Raw genomic sequence first — 26909 nt, forward strand, 5'->3', positions numbered from 1 at the left:
TAAAAATCGGCTAACATAGAAGGTAGAAATTTAATGTTTTTGAGTGTTTCTAGAGGTGATATTATGAACAAAGGACAGCGTCATATCAAAATTCGTGAACTAATTGCTAATGACGAGATCGAGACACAGGACGATCTTGTCGAGAGACTTAAAAATGCCGGTTATAATGTAACACAGGCGACCGTATCGCGTGATATAAAGGAACTGCATCTTGTAAAGGTTCCTCTGATTGATGGCCGCTACAAGTACAGCCTTCCTGCGGACCAGCGCTTTAACCCGCTTCAGAAGCTTAAACGTTCCCTAATGGATGCGTTTGTGAGGATTGACCATGCAGGGCATTTGCTTGTGATGAAAACGATGCCGGGGAATGCAAATGCCATTGGCGCGTTAATAGACAATCTTGACTGGGAAGAAATCCTTGGGACGATTTGCGGGGACGATACAATCCTTATTATTTGCCGTACTACGGATGATACAGAAACGATAACCAACAGATTTCTTGAAATGCTTTAAAAAGAGGTGACTGCTTCTTGTTAAGTGAATTAACAATCAGAAACTTTGCCATTATAGAGTCCCTCTCCGTTTCATTTCAAAAGGGCCTCACTGTTTTGACAGGAGAAACAGGGGCGGGAAAATCAATCATCATCGATGCTGTACATCTTCTTGTTGGCGGCAGGGGATCCGCAGAATTTGTCCGTCATGGGGAAGAAAAGGCTGAAATTGAAGGGTTATTTTTTATTGATGGCAGCCAGCACCCGGTATTGGAAAAAGCGAAGGAGTTTGGAATTGAAGTGGAGGACGGAATGATCGTCCTTCGCAGGGATATTTCCAGAAGCGGAAAAAGTGTCTGCCGGGTGAATGGGAAATTGGTGACGATTGCCTTATTGAGAGAAGTTGGTTCTGCTTTAATCGATATTCACGGGCAGCATGAGCATCAGGAACTCATGGATGAAACCAAACATATCTCCCTGCTGGACCAGTTTGGGTCTGAAGAGATATTTCCGGCTGTACTTGAATATCAGAATGTATACCGGGATTATGAACAAAAGCTTAAAAAACTGAGAAGCCTGAGTGAGAACGAACAGCAAATGGCCCATAGACTTGATCTCATTCAATTTCAATATGAGGAAATCCAAAACGCTCAATTAAAAATAAATGAAGATGAAGAGCTGGCGGAAGAGAAACGAAAACTAAACAATTTTGAGAAGGTTTTTGAGAGCGTCCAGTCAAGCTATACTGCCATTAATGGAGACCAAAGAGGGTTAGATTGGATTGGATTGGCGATGGAGAACCTTGAAACTGCGGCAGAGCTGGATCCTGCCTATAAGGAATTACACGAGTCCGTTGCCAACAGTTTTTATTTGCTGGAAGATGCTGCGCGCTCGCTGAGGAATGAACTTGATGTTCTGGAATATGATCCCCAGAGATTAAACGAAATTGAAGACAGGCTGAATGAAATTAATCAGTTAAAGCGAAAATACGGCAAGACCATTGAAGAAATCCTTGAGTACTCGGCTAAAATAGAAGAGGAAATTGAGACATTGCAAAATAAGGAAGTCCATATCGGGCAGATGGAGAAGGAACTGGCGTCCTTAAAAAAAGATCTGCAGCTTGAGGCGGCCAATTTGAATAAAGCAAGAAAGAAGTGGGCCAAAAAGCTGACAGGGCTTATCCATCGGGAATTAAAAGAGCTTTACATGGAAAAAACTGTCTTTGAAGTGAAAATCGAGACAGATGAGGACCATTTCTTAAAGAATGGTGCGGATCAAGTTGAATTTTATATTTCCACAAATCCGGGGGAGCCGTTAAAACCATTGTCTAAAGTAGCCTCCGGGGGAGAATTATCAAGGATCATGCTGGCACTGAAAAGCATTTTTTCCAAACATCAAGGTGTTACATCCATTATTTTTGATGAGGTGGATACTGGTGTCAGCGGGAGGGTCGCACAGGCAATCGCCGAAAAAATATATAAAGTTGCCATGAATTCACAGGTACTTTGTATATCCCACTTGCCTCAGGTTGCGGCAATGGCAGATACACACTTGTACATTGCCAAAAAAATAAAAGGGGGCCGGACGAAAACATCGGTAACTCCTTTAACAGAGAGTGACAAGGTCCACGAAATTGGACGAATGATATCAGGTGTCGAAATAACCGATCTGACCAGGCAGCACGCCGAGGAATTATTGCAGCTTGCCCGGTTGATGAAAACTCCTACATGAAAAGCTATCCAAAAAGGGATAGCTTTTTTTATTTATTGGAGGTTATAAATGCGATATCTCAAGGCAAAATTAAAGATGTAGCCATAAAAGTGTGTGTGGACTAGAAGCGAGGAGAGTGGAAGGATTTTGAAAAAAGAATTTCTCAGACGATTTATTGGTGGAATTCTCCTTGTTTCATTGATTGTGTTAGGTTTTAGCAAACCCGTTCAGGATTATCTGTCAATACCTAAGCAAGTCACTTTATTTGAAGGTGATAAGCTTGATTTTTCAAATTCAGTATCTGTTGAAGCCAGTGTAAATAAACCAAGTGACAACATTGTAATAGACCAGAAAACAAATATGGTGTCTCTCGAAGCAAAGGAGCACGGAAAAGATGAGGTTGTGCTCGAGCTCGCTGGTTTTCCGATAAAAAAGGTCGATGTAAATGTTTTAAAGGATTTCAGGGTTATGCCTGGAGGACAGTCAATCGGAGTTAAACTAAATACAGTTGGAGTTCTGGTTGTAGGGCATCATCAGGTGCAGGCAGAAGAAGGCAGGGTGTCACCAGGTGAAACCGCAGGCATTAAGGTTGGCGACATCATCACAGAAATCAACGGCACGAGAATCGATAAAATGTCAGATGTGGGTCCTTTTGTCCAAAAAGCAGGTGAAAGCGGCCAGCCAATGGATATTGTTATCAAGCGGGAAAACCAAAAAGTCAGGACAAAGCTTGAGCCTAAGAAGGACAAGCAGGAAAATACCTTTAAGCTTGGGCTGTATATAAGGGATTCCGCCGCGGGCATTGGCACCATGACCTTCTACCATCCCGAATCAAAAAAATATGGTGCGCTTGGTCATGTTATCTCTGATATGGATACGAAAAAGCCGATTGTCGTAGAAGATGGGCAAATTGTCCGTTCTACCGTCACCTCAATTGAAAAAGGTGCGAACGGAGATCCTGGCGAAAAGTTGGCAAGGTTCTCTTCGGATCGGCAAGTGATTGGAAATATCAAACTAAATAGTCCATATGGAATCTTTGGGGAACTGAATAATGGGATTAAAAATGGGATAATGGATAAACCGATGCCAATTGCCCTTTCGCATCAAGTAAAAGAAGGGCCGGCCAAAATCCTTACAGTTGTTGATAATGATGAAGTAAAACTATTTGATATTGAGATAGTCTCTACAATTCCACAAAAGTTCCCTGCAACAAAAGGGATGGTCATTAAAGTCACCGATCCAAAACTCCTGGCAAAAACTGGAGGGATTGTTCAAGGGATGAGCGGCAGTCCGATCATCCAGGATAATAAATTAATTGGGGCGGTAACTCATGTCTTTGTAAATGACCCCACTAGCGGATATGGAGTTCATATTGAGTGGATGCTAAATGAAGCGGGAATTGATATTTATGACAAACCGAGAAAGCAAGCGAGTTAGTTTTACGATACAGTATTCCCCTCCGCCTGGCTGCAAAGCCAGGCGTCTTCTTTATGACTATTTTAAGGACTGACTACGGTTCAGGTCACGTTTGATTGCAGCAGGGGAATCGGAGACTCCACCTGCAGATGCCGGTTCTTCAGGGTAACCCTCATTTGAGCCCGCGGGTAGGTCCGCGGCCGCGCGAGCCCTGTTCGAAGGCGTTTTAATATCCCTTAGGAACGATCGGATTGTAAAAATATTCCATTCGACATAAATCCTTTTGGTTCTTTGTCAAGATGCGAAATTAGTCGAAATAAAGAGGGAATGGGAGGAAAATTTAGAATTTCTACCTTTTTTAAGAAAAACTAAAAAATAAAAGGATTTCCTGTTGCATTGTCGAATTAGTCATTTAGAATAGAAAATAGAGATGACTGGACTAGAGACCATATCTGGACAGAGGAGGAACCTGTAATTGAGTAAAATAAAAGTATGTGTCGTAGATGACAATAGAGAATTGGTAGGGCTTCTGGAGGAATATATCTCTTCTCAGGATGACATGGAGGTAATTGGGGTAGCGCATAATGGCCAGGATTGTCTGGATATGCTCAAAGATGCGGATCCGGATGTTCTTCTTTTAGATATTATTATGCCTCATTTGGATGGCCTCGCCGTTTTGGAAAAACTTCGTGATATGGGGAAGAGTGTGATTCCGAATGTCATTATGCTGACAGCTTTCGGTCAGGAAGATGTGACGAAGAATGCGGTGGATCTTGGCGCATCCTATTTTATCCTGAAGCCTTTTGATATGGATAATCTCGGAAGCCATATTCGTCAGGTAAGCGGAAAGGGCAAAAGCCAGAACCGCAAACCTGCTTCTCCGGGCTACAGATCAGCCGCAGAACAAAAACCAAAGAATCTGGACGCAAGCATCACAAGTATTATCCATGAAATTGGTGTGCCGGCACATATAAAAGGGTACCTTTACCTTCGTGAAGCTATCTCAATGGTCTATAATGATATTGAACTGCTCGGTTCCATTACAAAAGTGTTGTATCCGGATATTGCAAAAAAATATAACACCACCGCCAGCCGTGTTGAGCGTGCAATTCGACATGCGATTGAAGTAGCCTGGAGCCGCGGGAATATCGATTCAATTTCTTCTCTTTTTGGCTATACAGTCAGCATGTCCAAAGCAAAGCCGACAAACTCGGAGTTCATCGCAATGGTAGCGGATAAGCTGCGCCTTGAGCATAAAGCTTCCTGAAAGAGTTAGCCTGCTAATGCAGGAATAAAAACCGCATATTAAACATAATAAAAAACATCCTTCCTATTATTGGTCTTAACAGTAATTAGAAGGATGTTTCTGTTTTTTTGTTTTGATTGTAGTTAGAAGTGCTCTCTATTCTTTATCTTGTTTCTCAAGCTCAATCATTTTTTGAATCAGGATATGCTGCGGCATATGCATGATTTGTTCAAGCGGGAGCTTAAGGCTTTCTGCAAGCTTAACCGCTGTATCAGCTGAAATATTTAGTGGCTTCATTCTCTAACCTCCTTAAAAGGGTGTGATGGTTTTGACGTGGATTTTTGCCCACCGGGGTTTTTCATTGGCGTACCCGGAAAATACAATGAAGGCTTTTATTGAAGCAGAACGTGCAGGCGCGGACGGCATTGAATTAGATGTTCAAATGTCCAAAGATGGGCAGCTCGTGGTCATACACGATGAAAAACTGGATAGAACAACAGGGGAAAAAGGGTTTGTCAAAGATCTGTCTGCATCCGAATTAATGAGGCTGGATGCGAGATATAAGTTTAAGCAGACACTGGTAAAAAAAGAGCCTGTCCCGCTCCTTCGGGACGTTCTGGAGTGGCTGTCTAACACATCGCTCCAATGCAATATCGAATTAAAGAATGGGACTTTCCCCTATCATGGAATGGAAGATAAAGTCATTGATCTGATTCGGGAACTCAAACTGGAAGAAAAGATCATTTTATCATCCTTCAACCATTACAGCATTGTCCATGTGAACAGGCATGCACCTGATATTGAGACAGCCCCTATACTTGCCGAGGGGATTTATATGCCCTGGGTTTATGCCAAGTCGATTCTTGCTTCCGGTTTTCATCCCCATTATCGGTATGCCCATGATGAAATCATAAAAAAATCATGCCAGCATCATATCGCTGTCCGCCCATACACTGTCAATAATGAATCCGAAATCCAGAGGTTAATAAAAGCCGACTGTTCGGCCATCATCACGGACGACCCTGCAAAGGCTAAAAGAATAAATGACGACATCCATTAAAAGGCCGTGAATCTCTTCTTTTCACGGCCTTTCCTCGTCCCTTTTTGCAGTCTGGAAACGGGTCTGGACTTTATTCCTCTTCCTGTCGCGATAAAGAATGAAACCTGCTACAAATGCAAGTCCTGCCAAAAACAGCAGGAGCCCCGTTAAGAACTGTATCCAGAGATATGGAAATGGAGGCTGAATGATCCCGAAAACCATATCTCGCATCAATTTGACTCCGTAAGCAGCGAGCCCTCCAGGTATCAATAATATAATAAGAGCGATTATCCTGGTCATCAGATATCCCTTCAAAATAAATTGGTCTTCCAGTTGTATCATAAAACAATGAAGATATTTGTCAAGGGATTAAAAAGGGGTTAAAATGAACCTTGAATAAAATTGCAGACTTAATTAACTGGTGTGAAAAATATTTCTCGTTTTTAGGTGGGATGGTATGCAAAAGACGGTAATTGTTGGGGCAGGCAAAGGCGGAAGTGCCATTTTGAAAATGCTGATGGAGTCAGCTGAAATTTCAGCAGTGATTGATATTGACCCAACTGCACCGGGCATTCTGCTTGCCAAAAAAGCCGGAATCCCTACTGGCACTGATTGGAGGCCTTTTATAACAGCCGATATTGAGTTAGTGGTAGAGGTGACTGGAGATGAAGCGGTTTTCAACCAAATCAGGAAAATAGCAGGAAAAAACACAATGATGATCCCTGGCAGTGTAGCCTACATGGTTTCAGCACTTTTGGAGGAGAAGGAAGAGCTTATCTACAAGCTGCGAAATGAAACATGCAAACATGAGCTTATTTTTAATTCAAGCGGAGACGGGATGATTGTTGTGGATACATCAGGGATTGTGACCGTCTTTAATAACAGCGCAGAAAGTATTTTCGGGCTTTCAAAGGATGAGGTGGTTGGAAAGCAGGTCCTTGACGTTATACCGACCAGCCGTCTCCCAAATATCCTGAGCTCACGTAAAACGGAAATCAACCAGGAGCATATCCTCGAAAATGGAACAAAAATCATAACGACCCGAATTCCGTTGGTGGACGAAAATGGACATATACTCGGTGCCTTTGCCGTCTTTAAAGATATAACGGAAGTAGTGCGTCTTGCAGAGGAAATCACCAATTTAAAAGAAATCCAGACCATGCTTCAGGCGATCATTCAATCCAGTGATGAAGCAATCTCCGTTGTGGATGAAGACGGGCGCGGAATCTTGATTAACAGAGCTTATACCAGAATTACAGGTTTAACGGAAGCGCAAGTCATTGGAAAGCCGGCAACTGCTGATATTTCTGAAGGTGAAAGCATGCATATGAAGGTCCTGGAGACACGGAGGCCAGTGCGTGGTGTAGCAATGAGGGTGGGGCCAAACAAAAAAGAGGTAGTGGTCAATGTTGCACCTATCATTGTAGACGGGAAGCTGAAAGGGAGTGTCGGGGTCATCCATGACATGTCGGAAATCAAGAGTTTAAACAGGGAATTGAACCGGGCACGGCAGATCATCAGGACTCTTGAAGCAAAATATTCCTTCCAGGATATCATAGGAAACTCTGAGGAAATGACCCTTGCGATTGAACAGGCCAAACTCGGGGCGAAAACTCCTGCAACCGTCCTCCTTCGGGGTGAATCGGGTACGGGAAAGGAATTGTTCGCCCATGCAATACATAATGACAGCAACAGAAAATTTAATAAATTTATTCGGGTTAATTGTGCTGCTATTACCGAATCACTCCTTGAAAGCGAGCTTTTTGGGTATGAGGAGGGAGCTTTCTCGGGAGCAAAGAGAGGCGGAAAGCGCGGTTTTTTCGAAGAGGCGAATAACGGGAGCATCTTTCTGGATGAAATCGGGGAGCTCCCCGCCAACACTCAGGCCAAGCTGCTTCGGGTGCTCCAGGAAAATGAAATTGTCAGGGTCGGCGGGACCAAACCAGTTCCTATTAATGTTCGGGTAATCGCCGCCACAAATATAAATCTTGAGAAGGCTATAGCTAATGGGACATTCAGGGAGGATTTATACTACCGGCTTAACAGGATGCCAATTCAGATTCCGCCGCTAAGGAAGAGGAAGGAAGATATTCCCCTCCTTTGTGAAAGGCTGATTCATAAAATAAACCAGGATTACGGGAGGAATGTTGAGGGAGTCTCGGATGCAGCAGTAAGGAAATTAATGCAATATGATTGGCCGGGCAATGTACGGGAACTCGAAAACGTCCTTGGGAGAGCGATCATCTTCATGAATTATCATGAAACAGTGATAGATGCTATTCATCTTCCTACTTTTGTTGGACAAACAGAATTAAGAGCTGGACCTGTTTATCAGGAAGGCGAGAAATTGCCAACTCTTTCTGTTCAGCTTGAAAAACATGAAGCTAATATAATTAGGGACACACTAGTAAGTGTGAAGGGAAATAAAACCCTTGCTGCAAAATCACTGGGGATTTCTGTACGAAATTTATATTATAAACTTGAAAAGCTTGGTATTGAAGTAAATGGCATGCAATAAATTGCACAGTTTGAAAAGAATTGCAGAGACTGGCTGGGAGAAGAGGAATACTTTCAAGGGATTGATCTTGGCATACTTCTTGCATCATGAATTGTAGATCTATTTCGCAATGCTAACATTTGGGAGGAACAGACATGGAGATATTCAGCTATCTTGAAAAGTATGATTATGAGCAGCTTGTTTTTTGTCAGGATCAACAATCTGGACTAAAGGCGATCATCGCCATACATGATACCACTCTGGGACCAGCTCTTGGAGGCACAAGAATGTGGACCTATGCATCGGAGGAAGCTGCAATTGAGGATGCATTGCGCCTGGCAAGAGGGATGACCTATAAAAACGCCGCCGCCGGACTGAATCTGGGAGGCGGGAAAACGGTCATTATCGGTGACCCTCGTAAAGATAAAAATGAAGAAATGTTCCGGGCTTTTGGAAGGTACATCCAAGGCTTGAATGGACGTTATATCACAGCAGAGGACGTTGGAACAACGGTAGCCGATATGGATTTGATCCATGAAGAGACTGACTATGTGACAGGGATATCACCCGCATTCGGTTCCTCTGGGAATCCGTCGCCTGTTACAGCCTATGGTGTTTACCGGGGCATGAAGGCAGCGGCCAAGGAAGCGTTCGGCAGCGATTCACTTGAAGGGAAAGTAGTAGCGGTTCAAGGAGTTGGAAACGTTGCATATAATCTCTGCCGTCATTTGAATGAAGAGGGAGCAACACTTATCGTTACCGACATTAATAAAGAGGCCGTTCAAAAGGCAGTGGATGAGTTTGGGGCAAGAGCAGTGGATCCAGATGAGATATACAGCATAGAGTGTGATATTTATGCTCCCTGTGCACTTGGTGCAGTCATTAATGATGAAACCATTCCCCACATTAAAGCAAAGGTTATTGCAGGAGCTGCCAACAATCAGCTGAAAGACCCAAAACACGGGGATATCATTCATGAGTTGGGGATTATCTATGCTCCTGATTATGTCATTAATGCTGGCGGAGTGATCAATGTGGCTGATGAACTTTATGGCTATAACAGTGACAGGGCTCTGAAGAAGGTGGAGCAAATATACAATAATATTGCTAAGGTGATTGAAATAGCAAAACGAGACGGCATTCCTACCTATTTGGCAGCAGACCGGATGGCAGAGGAGCGCATTGAGAGGATGCGAAATTCACGTAGCCAGTTCCTGCAGAATGGACACCACATTTTAAGTCGCCGAGGCTGATGAATGATGCGCTGGATGTCGTGTGTTCGGCGCATCCCTCTTGGAAAAGACCGGTAGGAGGTTATAGATTTGCTGAATAGAGAATTTCGGATTCTGGTCATTAATCCGAAATCAACATCAACAAAGGTTGGAATCTATCATAATGAGGTTCTGATTTTGGAAAAGACCATCGAACATGACCTGGAAATGCTAAATTCATTTGAAAACATTTCTGATCAATACGGGTTCAGAAAAAATGACATCCTTGAAACATTGGATATGGAAGGAATCAATATTTCCAGACTTGATGCAGTTTGCGGCAGGGGAGGTCTTGTCCGCCCAATTGAAGGAGGGACATATATTGTTAATCCTCCAATGCTTAAGGACCTGAGGAGCGGGTATTCCGGCCAGCATGCCTCCAACCTTGGCGGAATTATCGCATTCGATATCGCAAATGCATTGAATATACCCGCATTTATTGTTGATCCTGTAGTGGTGGATGAACTGGATCCAGTTGCCCGAATATCCGGATTTCCACTAATTGAAAGAAAAAGTATCTTCCACGCACTTAATCAAAAAGCTGTTGCCCGCAGGGTGTCCCGGGAGTTAGGGATTTTATATGAAGAACTGAATTTAATCATTGCCCATTTAGGTGGAGGAATAACAGTTGGTGTACATAAGAACGGCAGGGTGATAGATGTCAATAATGGATTGAATGGTGATGGTCCCTTCAGTCCCGAACGGGCGGGAACCGTTCCGGCGGGAGATCTTGTTTCCCTGTGTTTTTCAGGCGGATTCTATCGGAGTGAAATGATGAAAAAGCTGATAGGGCAAAGCGGACTTTCCGGATACCTTGGCACGAATGACAGAGTGAAAGTAGAAAAGATGATTGAGAAGGGCAATACTGACGCTAAGAGGATCTATGCGGCAATGGCCTACCAGGTGGCAAAAGAAATTGGTGCAGCCAGCACGGTTTTATACGGGAAGATTGACGCAATCGTTCTTACGGGAGATTTGGCTTACGGAAAAGTGCTTGTCAATGAAATTTCCGAGCGGGTGAACTGGATTGCAGATATTATTGTCCATCCGGGAGAAAATGATCTTCAGGCGCTGGCAGAAGGAGCATTGCGTGTCCTGCGAGGGGAAGAGCAAGCCAAGAATTATGATTAGTATCAGTTGGAGGAGGATGCTGCATGGCGGAGGAATATGATTTAGTGATTTTAGGCGGAGGCACTGGAGGATATGTGGCGGCAATAAGGGCGGCACAGCTTGGCCTGAAAACCGCTGTCGTTGAGAAAGCAAAGCTTGGAGGTACCTGCCTGCATAAGGGCTGTATACCAAGCAAGGCGCTGCTGCGAAGTGCAGAGGTTTATGCAACAGCCAAACGGAGCGATGAATTTGGAATTGCGACCGGGGAGGTGAGCGTTAACTTTGCGAAGGTCCAGGAGCGTAAAGAAAAGATTGTCGAACAGCTCTATAAAGGGGTTACCTACCTAATGAAACAAGGGAAAATTGATATATACGAAGGAATGGGGAGAATCCTTGGACCTTCAATATTTTCCCCAATGCCCGGAACCATTTCAGTCGAGATGTGTGATGGTTCTGAAAATGAGATGCTCATTCCGAAGAATGTCATTATTGCCACTGGTTCCCGGCCGCGCGTCTTACCTGGGCTAGAAGCAGACGGGAAACAGATTCTGACTTCCGAGGAAGCCCTTAATCTCCAAGAACTGCCCCAATCCATCATTATTGTTGGCGGCGGTGTAATTGGCATAGAATGGGCATCCATGCTTGCTGATTTTGATGTGGACGTAACAGTGCTCGAGTATGCCGACAGAATCATTCCAACCGAGGATATCGAGGTTTCGAAAGAAATGGAGCGCCAAATGAAGAAAAAAGGCGTCACGGTTGTAACAGGTGCTAAAGTGAAGCCGGACACGCTGGAAAAAGGGGAGCAGGTGCTGGTTGAAGCCGAGGTCAAGGGTGAAACAAAAGTATACAAGGCGGAGTCCCTGCTAGTATCAGTAGGCAGAAGTGGGAATGTAGAGGGAATTGGACTTGAAAATACTGAAATCCAGCTGAAGGATGGATTCATAGAAACAAATGAATTCTACCAGACAAAAGAATCCCACATATACGCAATAGGAGATTGCATCGGCGGCCTCCAGCTTGCCCATGTTGCTTCACATGAAGGAATCCATGCGGTCGAACACATTGCGGGCCACAAACCATCTCCTATTGATTATACGCTTGTCTCAAAATGCATTTACAGTTCTCCAGAAGCGGCCAGCGTCGGTCTGACAGAGAAGGAAGCAAAAGATAGAGGACTTAACGTGAAAATTGGTAAGTTTCCATTCAAGGCCAATGGAAAAGCCCTGGTGTTTGGGGAATCAGGTGGTTTTGTAAAAATTATTGCAGATAAAGATACGGATGACCTATTAGGTGTACATATGATTGGGCCGTATGTGACCGATCTGATTTCCGAGGCGGGACTGGCAAGAGTTCTAGATGCAACTCCCTGGGAGATTGCTCAGACCATCCATCCACATCCCACTCTTTCCGAAACGATTGGCGAGGCTGCACTGGCAGCCGACGGAAGAGCAATCCATTCATAATCCAAAATTGACATTTTCTATTAAAACATTAGGAGGTACTATTATGGAAAAAAATCGTCATGGTACTCTAGGATTAACCGATGATCAGGTATTAGAGATGTATGAAACCATGATCCTTGCCCGCCGGATTGATGAGAGGATGTGGCTTTTAAACCGTGCCGGGAAAATACCATTTGTCATCTCGTGCCAGGGCCAGGAAGCTGCCCAGGTAGGAGCGGCCTATGCCCTTGACCGGAACAAGGACTACATCCTTCCTTACTACAGGGATATGGGTGTCGTCCTGACATTTGGTATGACTCCAAAAGAACTGATGCTTTCAGGGTTTGCAAAAGCGGAAGATCCCAATTCGGGAGGCCGTCAAATGCCTGGTCACTTTGGACAAAAGAAAAACAGGATCGTAACGGGATCTTCCCCGGTTACAACCCAGGTGCCCCATGCTGTGGGAGTGGCGCTCGCAGGACGGATGGAAGGGAAGGACCTTGTCTCTTTCGTGACGTTTGGGGAAGGATCATCCAACCAGGGCGACTTTCACGAAGGGGCAAACTTTGCAGGAGTCCACAAATTGCCCGTGATTTTTATGTGCGAGAATAATAAATATGCCATTTCGGTCCCAGTTGAAAAGCAGCTAGCCTGTGAAAAGGTTTCTGATCGTGCGATAGGATATGGCATGCCAGGCATCACTGTGGATGGAAATGACCCCCTTGAGGTGTATAAGGCAGTTAAGGAAGCAGCGGACAGAGCCCGCAAAGGAGAAGGACCTTCATTGATCGAAACGGTATCGTACCGTCTGACTCCGCATTCCTCTGACGATGATGACCGGAGCTACCGTACGCCCGATGAGGTTGCAAAGGCGAAGGCCATGGATCCGATTACTACGTTTGCTGCTTATTTAAAAGACGCTGGTGTTTTGAATGATGAGATAGAAAAGGAGATCAATGACAAGGTGATGAATCTGGTCAACGAGGCAACTGACTACGCAGAGAATGCACCGTACGCTGATCCCGAACACGCCTTAAAATATGTGTATGCACAAGAGTAAGGGGGAAGGAAAATGGCTGTAATATCTTATATAGATGCTGTAACAATGGCAATCGAGGAAGAGATGTCACGGGACTCAAAGGTTTTTGTCCTTGGTGAAGACGTAGGGAAAAAGGGGGGAGTCTTTAAAGCCACGCAAGGCCTTTATGAAAAGTTTGGCGAAGAACGAGTGATTGATACCCCTTTGGCGGAGTCCGCCATTGCGGGAGTTGGAATCGGAGCTGCCATGTACGGTATGAGGCCGATTGCAGAAATGCAATTTGCCGACTTCATTATGCCGGCAGTCAACCAGATTATTTCTGAGGCTGCCAGAATCCGTTACCGGTCCAATAATGACTGGAGCTGTCCAATTGTCATCCGTGCGCCGTACGGAGGGGGAGTGCATGGTGCTCTTTACCATTCTCAATCAGTAGAAGCTGTTTTTGCCAATCAGCCCGGTTTGAAAATTGTCATGCCCTCCACTCCTTACGATGTAAAGGGATTATTAAAAGCGGCTATCCGGGATGATGATCCTGTCTTATTTTTCGAGCATAAACGGGCCTATCGCTTAATTAAAGGGGAAGTTCCGGATGACGATTATGTCCTGCCAATCGGCAAAGCTGATGTAAAGCGGGAGGGTGAAGACATTACAGTCATCACCTACGGTCTGTGTGTCCATTTTGCCCTTCAGGCAGCCGAGCGACTTGCCAAGGATGGAATTTCCGCCCATATCCTGGATTTAAGAACAGTCTATCCATTGGATAAGGAAGCAATAATTGAAGCGGCCTCAAAAACGGGTAAGGTCCTGCTTTTAACGGAAGATAACAAAGAAGGAAGCATTATGGGGGAAGTGGCCGCGATTATTGCTGAGAATTGCCTGTTTGACCTCGATGCTCCGATCCGGCGTTTGGCAGGCCCCGATATTCCGGCAATGCCATATGCTCCAACGATGGAAAAATTCTTTATGGTCAACCCTGATAAGGTGGAAAAAGAAATGAGAGAGCTGGCAGAATACTAATTGTAATAGTCGGAGAAGGAGGGTCATCTAGTGGCTATTGAACAAATCAAAATGCCCCAGCTGGGAGAAAGCGTAACGGAAGGAACAATCAGTAAGTGGCTTGTTTCTCCCGGAGATAAAGTAAATAAATATGATCCGCTCGCTGAGGTCATGACAGACAAGGTGAATGCAGAGGTTCCGTCTTCTTTTTCGGGAACCATTAAAGATTTGATTGCAAATGAAGGTGATACACTTTCAGTAGGTGAAGTCATTTTAACAATCGAAGTGGCAGGCACGGCTGCCGCTGAAGAAGCGGGAGGCACAAAAGCAGGTGAAAATGAAGAGGCGGGCATTCAACAAACAGAGGCCAATTCCGCGACACCTGGTTCCGTCGTGAATCCGGCCAAAAGCCGATATTCACCAGCTGTTTTAAAACTATCACAGGAGCACTCCATCGATCTATCTCTTGTAAAGGGGACTGGAGCAGGCGGCAGGATAACCAGAAAAGATCTTCAAAGAATGATTGAAACAGGCAATATACCAGCATCAGCTCAAGCAGGGGAAAAACCAGAACCGCAGCAATTGGAAAAGACAGTCAAGAGTCCGGCAGCAGCCGTACCTGCACCGTCCATTCCTATGAACGCAGGAGATGATGAAATCCCTGTGACAGGGGTGAGGAAGGCAATAGCTGCAAACATGCTTCGGAGCAAGCATGAAATCCCTCATGCCTGGACCATGGTGGAGGTTGATGCAACGTCACTAGTGGAGTACAGGAACGGCATGAAAGATGAATTTAAACAAAGGGAAGGGTTTAATCTGACTTTCTTTGCCTTCTTTGTAAAAGCTGCCGCTCAGGCCTTAAAGGAATATCCTGAAGTCAATTCAATGTGGGCAGGGGAAAAAATCATCCGGAAAAAGGATATTAATATATCCATTGCGGTTGCCACCGATGATGCCCTTTTTGTCCCGGTTATCAAACATGCAGATGAAAAAACGATTAAAGGCATGGCCCGAGAAATTTCCGAACTAGCGTCGAAAGTCCGTTCCGGCAAACTGCAAGCAGAGGATATGCAGGGCGGGACATTTACAGTCAATAACACTGGTTCATTCGGCTCGGTTCAATCAATGGGGATTATTAACTATCCTCAGGCTGCCATTTTACAGGTGGAATCAATTGTAAAAAGACCTGTCGTCATGAACAATGGGATGATTGCTGTAAGGGACATGGTAAACCTGTGTTTATCTCTTGACCACCGTGTGCTGGATGGCCTCATCTGCGGCAGGTTCCTGCAGCGGGTGAAAGAAATCATTGAAACCATATCTAAGGAAACGACGTCCATTTATTAAGGAAAAACAGCATTGTGCAAAAACACAATGCTGTTTTTATATTAGAATAACATCTGGACATGGGACCGAAGCTGCTGGCAATTTCCAAGCCTCCCCTGTTATACTACAATTATAGGGAATAGTTTGAAAGTTATAAAAATATATTTTACCTTTTGAAAGGAGGGGAGGGCTGTCCGAAAAGGGCAGTGGATTATGGAGATTGATAAAATGAAGGCGGAGCTTTTTCCCAAAGTCAGTCAAGAAGCATGGATGCACAAGACCAAGGAGTCCCTTAATGGCAAAAGTTTTGAAAGCCTTTACAAAAGTACATATGAAGATATATTGCTAAAACCGCTTTATGGGATGGAGGATGTTGACGGGGAAAGGCTTCCTCAGTATCCCGGTCTCCCGGATTTCAGACGGGGAATGGATACTCCGGGAACCTTTAAAGGCGGATGGCACGTTGCCAATAAAATATCCTATATTGACGCTGAAAATCTCAGGGATAAAATCAGGACAGCCCTGTCGATGGGCCAGACAGCGATTGCTTTCGAGATTAAACCATCACTTTTCTCTTCGCCGGATAAGTTAAAAGACTTTCTGGCTGAATGCCAGTCACTTGGTCCTTTCAGCATCAACACAGGGAGTTACTGCGAGGCTTTTTTGGCTTTTATGATCCTGGCAAGGACGGAATCTGGAAAAAACAGTGAAATAGATGGTTTTATCGCGTCCGATCCTATTGCCGAAGCTGCACGATATGGAGCCCTTCCACTCGAGGAAAAAGAGTTTTTTAACAGATGGGAACATACGATAGCATTTACAGATCAGCAGCTGCCCGGTGTCAAAACCATTCTTGTCAATACAGCTCCCTACCATAACGGCGGGGCTAATGCGGTACAGGAACTGGCGATTGCCATTTCGTCCGGCATTTTTTATCTTCAGCAGCTGATCGACAGAGGCTGGGAAGTCGATCATGCATTAGAAAAACTCGTTTTTCATTATTCCATCGGAGCGAATTTCTTCATGGAAACCGCAAAGCTTAGGGCCGCCCGGATTTTGTGGGATAAAGCAATGGAAGCATACGGGGTGGCTGCCGGTAAACGCAAGATGCTCATTTCAGCTGAAACCTCGATGTTCACTAAAACGGTCCTGGATCCAAATGTTAATCTCCTGCGGGCAGGGAATGAAGCTTTTGCAGCAGTTTTGGGCGGAGCCAGGTTTCTTGATGTGAGGTCTTTCAATGAAACGTTTGGCAAACCCAATGCATTTTCTGAAAGAATAGCCCGAAACACGCAGCTGATCCTGAAAGCAGAGGCCCAGCTTGAAAGGGTGTCCGATCCAGCTGGCGGTTCATGGTATATTGAGGCACTAACGCATCAATTAGCACAGCAGGCTTGGGACCTTTTTTTAGAAATGGAGGATATAGGAGGAATTCTGGAGGCATTGAAAAAAGAATGGCTTCAAACTAAACTTCATGAAGTCTTGACTAAACGGAAACACGATATTCTTTTTAGAAAGCAAAGCATCATAGGAACAAATGTTTATGCAAACCTGTCCGAAAACATCGGAAAGAAGGAAGCTTCTGTCGAGGATGCATTATCTGCTCCCGGTTCCATTGAGGAGATAATGGAAAAGGTGGCATCTTCCCAGCCCGTGTTTATTTCGGCCTCCAGTTCTGAAGCCGCTGAGAGTTTTCAACCTGTCCCCTCTATAAGACTGGCTGAGCCATTTGAAGAACTGCGGTACAAAGCTGCAGAGATTGAAAAGCTGTCAGGAAAGAAGCCGGCCATAGGCCTGATTGTGCTTGGAGAGCTGCAGCAGCACAAGCCCAGGGTTGATTTTATCAGCGGCATAATGGCGGCTGGCGGTATTGAAACCCTTAAAAGTCCAATGGTAACAGAATCTATGGAAGCCATCGAGTTTATCAAGTCAACTGGTTTGATTCATATTTGTGTTTGCGGCGGAAACCGGCAGTATAAGGAAATGGGTCCAGGACTGATTAAGGAAATAAAATCGGTGCTCCCTCATGTAAAGCTTAGTCTTGCCGGATTTCCTGAAGAGGAAATGAGAAAAGAGCTTACAGCAGGGGGCATCGAGAAATATATCCATGCAAAGATCAATAGCTGTGAGCTCCTTTCAAATTTATTGCAGGAGCTGGAGGAGGATTTCAATGAAGGCAAAGCCTGATTTTAGAAAAGTTGCATTGTTTTCAACCGAAAGAGCAATTGCCTCCGAACTTGAGAAAGAGAAGGCAGTCCAAATTGGAAAAGAAGCAGAAATTGATTGCTATGAGACAAATGAAGGAATCAAGCTGAAGGGGCTTTATACAGGGAAGGATACAGCAGGGCTAGCAAATTTGGAGGATAAACCCGGATTCCCGCCTTATACGAGGGGCCCTTATCCTGCCATGTATGTGAACAGGCCATGGACAGTGAGGCAATATGCTGGTTTTTCGACAGCGGAGGAAAGCAATTCCTTTTACCGGCGCAACCTGGCAATGGGGCAAAAAGGGCTGTCTGTTGCGTTTGACCTGGCGACCCACCGTGGTTATGACTCTGATCATCCGAGGGTTGTCGGGGATGTCGGGAAAGCCGGGGTCGCCATCGATTCCATCCTGGATATGAAAATCCTTTTTGAAGGGATTCCCCTTGACCAGATGTCCGTATCCATGACAATGAATGGTGCGGTCCTGCCAATCATGGCTTTTTTCATTGTAACAGCTGAGGAACAGGGGGTTTCACAGGAAAAATTATCAGGGACGATACAGAATGATATTTTAAAAGAATACATGGTAAGGAACACTTATATTTATCCGCCTGATATGTCCATGAAAATCATTGCCGATATTTTCGAATACACCTCTAAATACATGCCTAGGTTTAACTCGATCAGCATTTCTGGGTATCATCTGCAGGAGGCAGGCGCTCCTGCAGACCTTGAGCTTGCCTATACGCTTGCAGATGGGCTGGAATACGTGAGGACAGGGCTGAAAGCAGGGATTGATGTTGATTCCTTTGCACCGAGGCTTTCGTTTTTCTGGGCCATTGGGATGAATTATTTCATGGAAGTGGCAAAAATGAGGGCCGCTCGCCAGATCTGGGCAAAAATGATGAAATCCTTTCAGCCCCAGAATCCAAAGTCTATGGCACTCAGGACCCACACCCAGACCTCAGGATGGAGCCTGACAGAACAAGATCCTTACAATAATGTCATCCGTACACTAATTGAGGCCCATGCAGCCGCTATGGGACATACACAGTCCCTGCATACGAATGCACTGGACGAAGCAATCGCCCTGCCAACTGATTTCTCTGCAAGGATTGCACGGAATACCCAGCTTTTCTTACAGGAAGAAACCGGGATGACGAATGTCATTGATCCGTGGGGCGGGAGCTATTATGTGGAAAGTTTGACGGCCAGGCTTGCTGAACGTGCCTGGGAACATATTGAGGAAATTGAAAAACTCGGAGGTATGGCAAAAGCGATTGAGACTGGACTCCCCAAAATGAAAATTGAAGAAGCTGCTGCCAGGCGTCAGGCACATATTGATTCTGGGCGGGAAACGATCATCGGAGTAAATTGCTTTAGAGTGGATACGGAAGAGCCGCTTGAGATCCTTGATATTGATAATTCTGCTGTCCGTCAAACTCAAATCGATAGGCTTAATTACTTGAGAGCATCCCGGGATCAAGACCAGGTGGACCAGGCTCTGGACCAGCTCACTGCAGCAGCAAAGTCCGGACTTGGGAATTTACTGGAGCTTGCTGTCAGGGCGGCAAGGGCCAGGGCAACGCTGGGTGAAATTTCCTACGCGGTCGAAAAGGCAGCTGGCAGACATAAGGCTGTCATCCGTTCCATCAGCGGTATATACAGTTCTTCTTATGCTGATGAAGAAGAAATAGAAGCGGTAAGGAATATGACCGAGGAGTTTCTTGAAAACGAAGGAAGACGTCCGAGAATATTAATTGCAAAGATGGGGCAGGATGGCCATGATCGTGGTGCAAAGGTTATTTCAACTGCCTTTGCCGATTTGGGGTTTGATGTAGATATTGGCCCATTATTCCAGACTCCTGAAGAGACCGCCGTACAGGCAGTAGAAAATGATGTGCATGTTGTCGGCATCAGCTCACTTGCTGCAGGCCATAAAACCCTTCTCCCGCAGCTGGTCCAGGAATTAAAAAAGCATGGAAGAGATGACATTGTCGTCGTTATCGGCGGTGTCATACCGGCACAGGATTATAAATTTCTTTATGATCAAGGTGCCCGTGCTATTTTTGGTCCGGGCACAGTGATTCCAGTTGCTGCCCAGAAAGTAATTAAAACTGTCTATGAACGCCTTGGTTATGAGGAAGTGGGACCGTAGATGGAGAACCAGAAAAAACCAGATAAATTTAAAACCAGCAATGATCCATACTCCAATCATAAAAGCAGGGGAGGGGAGGAAGCGTCACCTTCCAATGCTTCAAACGAAAGACTGTTAAAAGCAGGAAGATTTGTCAAGAAGGAAGGCGCCGGTGAACTCAATATTGCCCGCCTTTCTGCAGAGATTCTTGCGGGAAGCAGGGCTTCTCTTGCAAGGGGAATTACCCTTATTGAAAGCAATACTGAACAACACTTTCAAAAAGGGCAAAACCTCCTTGAATCTCTCCTGCCTCATTCAGGAGGTTCCATCCGCATTGGCATAACTGGCGTGCCGGGTGCAGGGAAAAGCACTTTTATTGAAGTGTTCGGTTCTTACCTTTGCGATCTTGGAAAAAAAGTTGCCGTCCTTGCCATCGACCCTACTTCCAGCCTGAGCGGCGGAAGCATCCTCGGGGATAAGACCAGAATGGAAACCCTGGCGAGGAACCCTCATGCTTTCATCCGCCCGTCCCCATCCGGGGGGAAGCTTGGAGGGGTCCATCGGAAGACCAGAGAAACGATGCTGATTTGTGAAGCTGCAGGATTTGATGTGATTTTAGTTGAGACGGTCGGGGTGGGACAAAGTGAAGTCGTCGTCCGGGATATGGTTGACTTTTTTATGCTGCTGGTTTTGACAGGTGCCGGGGATGAGCTTCAGGGAATGAAGAAGGGGATTATGGAGCTTGCGGATGCCATCATTGTAAATAAAGCCGATGGTTCAAACCAGGAAATGGCGAATAAAGCCCGTGAAGAATATAATCGGATTCTTCACTATCTTCAGCCTGCAACAAAAGGGTGGGCCACCAGAGCTCTTGCCTGTTCTTCCATTAAGCCATCCGGGATAACGGATATATGGGAATTGGTTAAAGACTTTGAAATTGAAACAAAACGGTCCGGCATTTTTGACGATCGCAGGAGAAATCAAACAAGAAAATGGCTTCATTCCATGATCGCTGATCAGCTGCAATCCAGCTTCTTTTTGGACAATGGTGTCAAACAGATTCTTCCCAAAATCGAGAATGAGGTTATTTCGGGGAGCCGTCCCGTAGCCTCGGGGGTTGAGGAGCTGTTTAATGTCTATTTGAATAAATTTTTAAAGTAGCAGAAAAAGGAGGACAGTGCATATAGGCACTGTCCTTCATCTAGGGAGTTTAGGGGTATGGATCTAGCTGTATTGTTACTATTCCCCATATGATCGGCAATAAACTTTCAATTTTAAAAAAGTTGCTGTTTGAAAATTTCGCCCGCCTCTTGTTATGATATAGTTATGCAGGTGAGTAAGCCTACTTTAAAGGAGTGTTTTAGAGTTGAGTATGGATTTTAATTTATTCATGAATGATGTGGTTCGCCAGGCACGCCAGGAAATCGGTGCTGCTGGATATACGGAATTGGTTTCACCCGAACAAGTCGAGGAAGCTTTTGCTAAAAAAGGTACAACTCTTGTGATGGTGAATTCTGTTTGCGGCTGCGCAGGTGGCATCGCCCGTCCAGCCGCTTCACACGCATTGCATTATGATAAGCGCCCTGATCAGCTGGTAACAGTTTTTGCGGGGCAGGATAAGGAAGCAACAGCCAAGGCCCGCAGCTACTTTACAGGCTACCCGCCATCCTCGCCTTCTTTCGCACTATTAAAAGATGGCGAGATTGTTACAATGATTGAGCGGCATGATATTGAAGGCCACGATCCTATGGCAGTGGTCCAAAAACTGCAGCAGGCATTTGACCAATATTGTGACGAAGTTTAATTAAGCCTTTTAGCATAAATGGATAATCTGCTAGAATAAAAAGATGATCATCTAACTGGTCATCTTTTTATTTGTATCAGTGTGCTTTTGCCGCCGATCTTTCTGGAAAGGGGGGCAAAAAGCACCTGCCTAAGGAGAATCATATGAGGTTTAAAATCGGATATCGAACATTGAAAACCGCTTTAGGGACGGCGGTCTCCATCATAATTGCCCAGTACCTGGGGTTTACAAATTTTGCTTCTGCCGGAATCCTCACCATTCTTTGCATTAAGGTCACAAAAAGAAAGTCACTTCGGGCTTCCTGGGACCGTATTCTTGCCTGCGTGTTTGCTATGTGCTTCTCGACGGTCTTTTTTGAGGGGATTGCGTATCACCCGCTTGTTATCGGCCTGATGCTTTTATTCTTTATACCAACGGTTGTGATGGCAGGGGCAAGGGATGGAGTGGTATCGAGCAGTGTCATTATCCTGCATATCTATTCAGCAGGCAAGGTTACCACCGGACTCCTCCTGAATGAGCTGGGGATTGTCTTAATTGGTATCGGGGTTGCACTGATCATGAATTTGTACATGCCCAGTGTCGATACCAGGCTTGAGCAGTACAGGCAGCAGGTAGAGGAAAACTTTAAAAATATTTTTCGGGAAATTGCACGATTTATCCGGCAGGGTGACAGCGGCTGGACAGGAGAGGAGCTTCCCAAGACCGCAAGGCTGATCGAAAAGGCAAAATCGCTGGCCCTTCAGGACGTGGAGAATCATTTTCTTCAAGGAGAAAACTTGTACTATCAGTATTTTAAAATACGTGAAAAACAATTTGATATTATTGAGCGTGTCCTGCCATCCATTACTTCCATACCAAACAATATCGAACAAGGGGAAATGGTAGCTGATTTTATAGAGCTGCTTTCAAAGGGGATAAATCCCGGCAATACGGTTCTCTATCATCTTGAGAAGCTGTATCGAATGAGGACGGAGTTTGTAAACATGGAGCTGCCGAGGACAAGGGAAGAATTCGAAGCCAGGGCTGCACTGCTTCATTTTGTTAATGAAATGGAACGGTTCCTCCTATTAAAACGTTCATTCAAAGGGTTAAAAAGGCAGGAGAATCCGAATCAAAAAAAGAGCCTGGAAGCAAACTAAGAAGAAAAACAGGCTGGTGATCGTATGCAAGGAATTATTATGGCAGTCCTGCTCTCCTTTGTTTTTTCTCCTATATGGCCGCTGGGGACGAACCCCTTGCCGGGCGACCCCTTTCTTATTGTAAATAAAAAAACAAATCAAGTCGCCTTCATTAAGGATAACAAAGTGCAGACCGTTGTGGGTGCAGCAACAGGAAAAACGGATGATCTTACTCCTGAAGGGATGTTCACGGTTACCGTCAAGGCAGTGAATCCTTATTACCGCAGGAAGGATATACCTGGCGGCGATCCCCGAAACCCTCTCGGGAGCAGGTGGATTGGGTTTGATGCGGACGGCACGGACGGCCGGACATACGGAATCCATGGTACAAACGACCCTTTGTCCATCGGCAAATATATCTCCCAGGGCTGTATAAGACTTCAGAACGAAGCGGCAGAATCCCTGTACGAGCATATTCCTCTCGGCACAAAGATCCTCATTGTCAGCAGCAGTAAAAGTTTTCACCAGCTGGCTGATGAAAATAATGCAATAGAATAAGAAAGGCCTGTTCCGCGGAACAGGCCTTTTTTGCTTTTATTTATAGGAAAGTTGCTATGCCTGCCAGCAGGGTTGAAGCCAGCATGACAAACAGCATGAGGTAAACAATGATTTTGCGGGTTTTGCGGTTGCCCAAGATTCATTTCCCCTTTCCGTTCCCTAGGACGTTTACGCATTATTATACTACAATTCAAGGAGGGTTTGTACAATACTTTATTTTAAGAAGGAGTACACACGATTTATATCGAATATAAAAAATGTATTCATTATAGTCTGATATTATCCGGGGGTGCGATCATGATTAAAAATATTGATCATATTGGAGTGGCTGTAAAGTCTCTTGAACAATCCCTTCCCTTTTACACAGAGGTGCTCCAGCTTCCTCTTTTGGGAATAGAAGAAGTGGAAAGTGAAAAGGTGAGGGTCGCTTTTCTAAAAGCGGGGAAATCAAAAATTGAACTGCTTGAGCCGACATCCAAGGAAAGCCCGATTGCCCGCCATATTGAAAAGCGGGGCGAGGGAATCCACCATATCGCACTGGGAGTCGACTCGATCAAGGAGCGTATCGATCAAATCAAGGAAAAAGGGATCACCATGATTAATGATCTTCCTAAAAGAGGTGCTGGCAATGCACAGATTGCGTTCATGCACCCGCGGTCAACTGGAAGCGCTTTATTTGAACTTTGCGAGAAGGAAGGGAAGGACTGAAAAGCGTATGTCAGATATATATGAAAAGATAAACGAACTGTATGACCGCCGTCGGAAAATTGAACTTGGAGGCGGTGATGAGCGGATCGACAGGCAGCATGAGAAAGGAAAATTAACTGCCAGAGAGAGAATCGACCTGCTCGTTGACGATGGCACTTTTGTAGAATTGAACCCTTTTATAGAGCATCGGAGTACGGACTTCGGCCTTGAAAACCAAAAAGGTCCTGGCGACGGAGTTGTAACTGGTTACGGGAAGGTCAATGGACGGCCAGTTTATTTGTTCTCTCAGGACTTTACTGTATTTGGAGGGGCGCTCGGGGAAATGCATGCTTATAAAATTGCAGCCGTCATGGATCTGGCCGCTAAAAATGGGGCTCCATTTATCGGCCTGAATGACTCAGGCGGAGCCCGCATACAGGAAGGGGTTGTTTCCCTGGACGGATACGGGCAGATTTTTTACAGAAACTCTATTTACTCGGGTGTCATCCCACAGATATCGGTCATCATGGGTCCTTGTGCAGGAGGGGCCGTCTATTCTCCTGCTATCACTGATTTCGTCTTCATGGTGGAAAAGACAAGCCAAATGTTTATAACAGGACCTAAAGTCATTGAAACCGTTACAGGGGAAAAGATTTCAGCCGAAGACCTTGGGGGAGCCCGAATCCATAATACAGTAAGCGGAAATGCCCACTTCCATGCGGATACAGAGACGGAAATCCTTGAAATGGTCCGGAGCTTGCTAAGCTACCTGCCGCAATGCTACGAGGAAAAGCCGCCAAGGATGGAAACGGAAGAGGAGGATAATTATCGTCCCGACCTTGCTGATGCCATTCCCTTTGATGCTGTCAGGCCCTATGATGTGCGCAGTGTCATTGCCCAGGTCGTAGATGAAGGATCGTTCCTTGAGATCCAGAAGGATTTTGCCAAGAATATCGTCATCGGTCTTGCAAGGATTAAAGGAGAGGTGGCTGGGCTCGTCTGCAACCAGCCAAAATTCCTGGCAGGAGGACTGGACATTGATTCATCGGATAAGGCTGCACGTTTCATTCGGTTTTGTGATTCCTTTAATATCCCAATTATTACTTTTGAAGACGTTACAGGCTTTTTCCCTGGAATCAAGCAGGAGCACGGGGGGATTATCCGCCATGGAGCTAAAATCCTGTATGCATATTCTGAGGCGACGGTGCCTAAGCTCACAATTATTCTGAGGAAGGCTTACGGAGGAGCGTATGTAGCCCTGAACAGCAAATCTATAGGGGCTGATCTTGTTTTCGCCTGGCCCAATGCCGAAATTGCGGTCATGGGACCTCAGGGTGCAGCAAACATCATTTTTAACAAGGAAATCCAAAGCAGTGACAACCCCGAGGCAGTGAGGCAGCAAAAAATCGAGGAATACCGTGAAAAGTTCGCAAATCCATATATAGCAGCAAGCAGGGGAATGGTGGATGATGTCATTGATCCCAGGGAAACAAGAATCAAAATCATCCAGGCACTTGAAATGCTCCGAACCAAAAAAGAAATACGGCCCAGGAGGAAGCACGGGAATATGCCTTTATAATGAAGGCAGGTAAAAAGTTTGATGACAGCTGCATCGTAAAGGTATACTAAATTAGCATATACATATCCTGGAGGTCGTCACATGATTAACAATGAACGATTATTAAACGAGTTTCTCGAATTAGTCCAGATTGACTCGGAGACAAAGCATGAGGCAGAAATCTCAAAAGTCCTGAAACAAAAGTTTACAGACCTCGGCCTCGAAGTATACGAGGATGATACAACTGCCCAGACCGGGCACGGAGCAGGCAATCTAATTTGTACTCTTAAAGGGACAAAAGAAGGCGTTGAGCCTATCTATTTCACTTCTCATATGGATACTGTTGTCCCGGCCCGCGGTGTAAAACCGTCGATCAAAGACGGCTATGTGGTTACAGACGGAACAACGATTCTTGGTGCAGACGATAAGACCGGCCTTGCAGTTATGCTTGAAATCATCAGGGTCCTTCATGAACAGCAAATCCCTCATGGCACTATCCAGTTTGTTATTACAGTTGGAGAGGAATCCGGCCTGGTTGGGGCCAAGGTGCTCGATCCATCTCTGCTGAATGCCAAATATGGCTATGCACTGGACAGTGATGGAAAAGTCGGAAATGTCGTGGTAGCAGCCCCTACACAAGCGAAGATTTTTGCTAAAATTTACGGCAAAACAGCCCATGCAGGTGTAGCCCCCGAAAAAGGGGTTTCTGCAATCACCGTTGCGGCCAAAGCAATCGCAAAAATGCCGCTCGGCCGAATTGATGAGGAAACAACAGCTAACATTGGCCGTTTTCAGGGTGGAACACAAACGAATATTGTCTGCGATTATGTCGAAATCCTTGCCGAAGCCCGCTCCCTCGTCCCTGAAAAAATGGAAGCCCAGGTAAGCAAGATGAAGGAGGCCTTTGAAACAGCCGCAAATCAAATGGGAGGCAAAGCAGAGGTTGATGTTGAGGTCATGTATCCTGGATTTAAATATGGCGAAGGGGATCTCGTGGTGGAGATTGCGCGTAAAGCTGCTGCCAAGATTGGACGGAGCTGTGAACTGCAAAAGAGCGGCGGCGGCAGTGATGCGAACGTCATTGCAGGTTTTGGCATACCGACAGTCAACCTTGCAGTGGGCTACGAGGACATTCATACAACAAACGAACGCATGCCGATTGAGGAACTGGAAAAGCTCGGAGAAATGGTGATTGCCATCATCGAAGAGGTAGCAGCACAGTAAAAAGGGGAGGAGCATCTATTGGTGCTCCTTTT

The 26909-nt window shown here is 45.4% G+C and carries 24 protein-coding genes; 21 read left to right on the top strand and 3 right to left on the bottom strand.

The features are described from left to right. The first annotated feature begins 63 nt into the window (after nt 1-63). From ahrC to spo0A, 4 genes are all read left to right on the top strand, one after another. Nucleotides 64-513: a transcriptional regulator AhrC/ArgR gene (gene ahrC / locus EV146_RS17100; RefSeq protein WP_121611896.1), complete on the top strand. Its 450-nt coding sequence runs from the start codon at nt 64-66 to the stop codon at nt 511-513. A 17-nt stretch (nt 514-530) separates the two neighbouring features. Further along, nucleotides 531-2222, top strand: coding sequence for a DNA repair protein RecN (gene recN, locus EV146_RS17105; protein WP_132008682.1), 1692 nt, complete (start codon nt 531-533; stop codon nt 2220-2222). A gap of 126 nt (nt 2223-2348) precedes the next feature. Then, entirely contained in the window at nt 2349-3638 is a 1290-nt protein-coding gene (gene spoIVB / locus EV146_RS17110) for a SpoIVB peptidase (protein WP_132008685.1), read from the top strand. Nucleotides 3639-4092: 454 nt separating this feature from the next. Then, the gene (gene spo0A, locus EV146_RS17115; protein WP_121611900.1) at nt 4093-4884 is read left to right on the top strand and encodes a sporulation transcription factor Spo0A; all 792 of its coding nucleotides are present in this window, start codon (nt 4093-4095) and stop codon (nt 4882-4884) included. Nucleotides 4885-5019: 135 nt separating this feature from the next. On the opposite strand, the gene EV146_RS17120 is transcribed toward spo0A, so the two are convergent. Further along, nucleotides 5020-5160, bottom strand: coding sequence for a YycC family protein (locus EV146_RS17120; RefSeq protein ID WP_132008688.1), 141 nt, complete (start codon nt 5158-5160; stop codon nt 5020-5022). 25 nt (nt 5161-5185) lie between these two features. Between EV146_RS17120 and EV146_RS17125 the strand changes: the two genes are divergently transcribed. Beyond that, nucleotides 5186-5923 (top strand): glycerophosphodiester phosphodiesterase, encoded by a 738-nt coding sequence (locus EV146_RS17125; RefSeq protein WP_309136120.1) that lies wholly within the window; start codon nt 5186-5188, stop codon nt 5921-5923. Nucleotides 5924-5944: 21 nt separating this feature from the next. Here EV146_RS17125 and EV146_RS17130 read toward each other — a convergent pair whose 3' ends face one another. Then, entirely contained in the window at nt 5945-6202 is a 258-nt protein-coding gene (locus EV146_RS17130) for a DUF2627 domain-containing protein (protein ID WP_121611903.1), read from the bottom strand. 157 nt (nt 6203-6359) lie between these two features. On the opposite strand from EV146_RS17130, the gene EV146_RS17135 reads away from it, so the two are divergent. The 13 genes from EV146_RS17135 to EV146_RS17195 all read left to right on the top strand — a co-directional run bounded on the left by EV146_RS17135 (nt 6360) and on the right by EV146_RS17195 (nt 23408). Further along, the gene (locus EV146_RS17135; protein WP_132008694.1) at nt 6360-8420 is read left to right on the top strand and encodes a sigma-54 interaction domain-containing protein; all 2061 of its coding nucleotides are present in this window, start codon (nt 6360-6362) and stop codon (nt 8418-8420) included. A gap of 134 nt (nt 8421-8554) precedes the next feature. Further along, on the top strand, nt 8555-9652 hold the full coding sequence (gene bcd / locus EV146_RS17140) for a branched-chain amino acid dehydrogenase (RefSeq protein ID WP_132008697.1): 1098 nt from the start codon (nt 8555-8557) through the stop codon (nt 9650-9652). Nucleotides 9653-9721: 69 nt separating this feature from the next. Beyond that, entirely contained in the window at nt 9722-10801 is a 1080-nt protein-coding gene (gene buk, locus EV146_RS17145; RefSeq protein WP_132008700.1) for a butyrate kinase, read from the top strand. 23 nt (nt 10802-10824) lie between these two features. Then, the gene (gene lpdA / locus EV146_RS17150) at nt 10825-12246 is read left to right on the top strand and encodes a dihydrolipoyl dehydrogenase (RefSeq protein ID WP_132008703.1); all 1422 of its coding nucleotides are present in this window, start codon (nt 10825-10827) and stop codon (nt 12244-12246) included. 43 nt (nt 12247-12289) lie between these two features. Further along, the gene (locus EV146_RS17155; RefSeq protein WP_132008707.1) at nt 12290-13285 is read left to right on the top strand and encodes a thiamine pyrophosphate-dependent dehydrogenase E1 component subunit alpha; all 996 of its coding nucleotides are present in this window, start codon (nt 12290-12292) and stop codon (nt 13283-13285) included. Nucleotides 13286-13297: 12 nt separating this feature from the next. Beyond that, complete coding sequence (locus EV146_RS17160; protein WP_132008710.1) at nt 13298-14281, top strand: alpha-ketoacid dehydrogenase subunit beta; 984 nt, start codon at nt 13298-13300, stop codon at nt 14279-14281. A gap of 30 nt (nt 14282-14311) precedes the next feature. After that, nucleotides 14312-15607: a dihydrolipoamide acetyltransferase family protein gene (locus tag EV146_RS17165; RefSeq protein ID WP_132008713.1), complete on the top strand. Its 1296-nt coding sequence runs from the start codon at nt 14312-14314 to the stop codon at nt 15605-15607. A 192-nt stretch (nt 15608-15799) separates the two neighbouring features. Beyond that, nucleotides 15800-17773, top strand: coding sequence for a methylmalonyl-CoA mutase family protein (locus EV146_RS17170; protein WP_132008716.1), 1974 nt, complete (start codon nt 15800-15802; stop codon nt 17771-17773). Beyond that, on the top strand, nt 17757-19949 hold the full coding sequence (gene scpA, locus EV146_RS17175; RefSeq protein WP_132008719.1) for a methylmalonyl-CoA mutase: 2193 nt from the start codon (nt 17757-17759) through the stop codon (nt 19947-19949). Before EV146_RS17170 ends, scpA begins: the two co-directional genes overlap by 17 nt. Beyond that, complete coding sequence (gene meaB, locus EV146_RS17180) at nt 19950-21089, top strand: methylmalonyl Co-A mutase-associated GTPase MeaB (protein WP_132008722.1); 1140 nt, start codon at nt 19950-19952, stop codon at nt 21087-21089. Nucleotides 21090-21294: 205 nt separating this feature from the next. Then, on the top strand, nt 21295-21732 hold the full coding sequence (locus EV146_RS17185; RefSeq protein WP_121611914.1) for a BrxA/BrxB family bacilliredoxin: 438 nt from the start codon (nt 21295-21297) through the stop codon (nt 21730-21732). 143 nt (nt 21733-21875) lie between these two features. Continuing rightward, a complete protein-coding gene (locus tag EV146_RS17190; protein ID WP_121611915.1) occupies nt 21876-22871 on the top strand; it encodes an aromatic acid exporter family protein in 996 nt (331 codons plus the stop codon). A 39-nt stretch (nt 22872-22910) separates the two neighbouring features. Then, nucleotides 22911-23408, top strand: a complete 498-nt coding sequence (locus tag EV146_RS17195) for a L,D-transpeptidase (RefSeq protein ID WP_241993945.1) — start codon at nt 22911-22913, stop codon at nt 23406-23408. Nucleotides 23409-23448: 40 nt separating this feature from the next. On the opposite strand, the gene prli42 is transcribed toward EV146_RS17195, so the two are convergent. After that, the gene (gene prli42, locus EV146_RS27120) at nt 23449-23544 is read right to left on the bottom strand and encodes a stressosome-associated protein Prli42 (protein ID WP_158287127.1); all 96 of its coding nucleotides are present in this window, start codon (nt 23542-23544) and stop codon (nt 23449-23451) included. Between the two features lie 161 nt (nt 23545-23705). Here prli42 and mce point away from each other — a divergent pair, with 161 nt between their 5' ends. The 3 genes from mce to EV146_RS17210 all read left to right on the top strand — a co-directional run bounded on the left by mce (nt 23706) and on the right by EV146_RS17210 (nt 26877). After that, on the top strand, nt 23706-24116 hold the full coding sequence (mce, locus tag EV146_RS17200; RefSeq protein WP_132008728.1) for a methylmalonyl-CoA epimerase: 411 nt from the start codon (nt 23706-23708) through the stop codon (nt 24114-24116). Between the two features lie 7 nt (nt 24117-24123). Next, nucleotides 24124-25674: an acyl-CoA carboxylase subunit beta gene (locus EV146_RS17205; protein ID WP_132008731.1), complete on the top strand. Its 1551-nt coding sequence runs from the start codon at nt 24124-24126 to the stop codon at nt 25672-25674. Between the two features lie 81 nt (nt 25675-25755). Then, nucleotides 25756-26877: a tripeptidase T gene (locus tag EV146_RS17210; protein ID WP_132008734.1), complete on the top strand. Its 1122-nt coding sequence runs from the start codon at nt 25756-25758 to the stop codon at nt 26875-26877. Nucleotides 26878-26909 lie beyond the last annotated feature (32 nt).

This window comes from Mesobacillus foraminis (genome assembly GCF_004340465.1).
GTDB lineage: Bacteria > Bacillota > Bacilli > Bacillales > Cytobacillaceae > Mesobacillus_B > Mesobacillus_B foraminis.

What these genes read in the sequence shown, in the direction of transcription:
- ahrC (WP_121611896.1), top strand. Translation starts at nt 64, where the DNA reads ATGAACAAAGGACAGCGTCATATCAAAATTCGTGAACTAATTGCTAAT.
- EV146_RS17120 (WP_132008688.1), bottom strand. Translation starts at nt 5,160, where the DNA reads ATGAAGCCACTAAATATTTCAGCTGATACAGCGGTTAAGCTTGCAGAA.
- EV146_RS17125 (WP_309136120.1), top strand. Translation starts at nt 5,186, where the DNA reads ATGGTTTTGACGTGGATTTTTGCCCACCGGGGTTTTTCATTGGCGTAC.
- EV146_RS17130 (WP_121611903.1), bottom strand. Translation starts at nt 6,202, where the DNA reads ATGACCAGGATAATCGCTCTTATTATATTATTGATACCTGGAGGGCTC.
- EV146_RS17135 (WP_132008694.1), top strand. Translation starts at nt 6,360, where the DNA reads ATGCAAAAGACGGTAATTGTTGGGGCAGGCAAAGGCGGAAGTGCCATT.
- bcd (WP_132008697.1), top strand. Translation starts at nt 8,555, where the DNA reads ATGGAGATATTCAGCTATCTTGAAAAGTATGATTATGAGCAGCTTGTT.
- lpdA (WP_132008703.1), top strand. Translation starts at nt 10,825, where the DNA reads ATGGCGGAGGAATATGATTTAGTGATTTTAGGCGGAGGCACTGGAGGA.
- EV146_RS17155 (WP_132008707.1), top strand. Translation starts at nt 12,290, where the DNA reads ATGGAAAAAAATCGTCATGGTACTCTAGGATTAACCGATGATCAGGTA.
- EV146_RS17160 (WP_132008710.1), top strand. Translation starts at nt 13,298, where the DNA reads ATGGCTGTAATATCTTATATAGATGCTGTAACAATGGCAATCGAGGAA.
- EV146_RS17170 (WP_132008716.1), top strand. Translation starts at nt 15,800, where the DNA reads ATGGAGATTGATAAAATGAAGGCGGAGCTTTTTCCCAAAGTCAGTCAA.
- scpA (WP_132008719.1), top strand. Translation starts at nt 17,757, where the DNA reads ATGAAGGCAAAGCCTGATTTTAGAAAAGTTGCATTGTTTTCAACCGAA.
- meaB (WP_132008722.1), top strand. Translation starts at nt 19,950, where the DNA reads ATGGAGAACCAGAAAAAACCAGATAAATTTAAAACCAGCAATGATCCA.
- EV146_RS17190 (WP_121611915.1), top strand. Translation starts at nt 21,876, where the DNA reads ATGAGGTTTAAAATCGGATATCGAACATTGAAAACCGCTTTAGGGACG.
- EV146_RS17195 (WP_241993945.1), top strand. Translation starts at nt 22,911, where the DNA reads ATGGCAGTCCTGCTCTCCTTTGTTTTTTCTCCTATATGGCCGCTGGGG.
- mce (WP_132008728.1), top strand. Translation starts at nt 23,706, where the DNA reads ATGATTAAAAATATTGATCATATTGGAGTGGCTGTAAAGTCTCTTGAA.
- EV146_RS17205 (WP_132008731.1), top strand. Translation starts at nt 24,124, where the DNA reads ATGTCAGATATATATGAAAAGATAAACGAACTGTATGACCGCCGTCGG.
- EV146_RS17210 (WP_132008734.1), top strand. Translation starts at nt 25,756, where the DNA reads ATGATTAACAATGAACGATTATTAAACGAGTTTCTCGAATTAGTCCAG.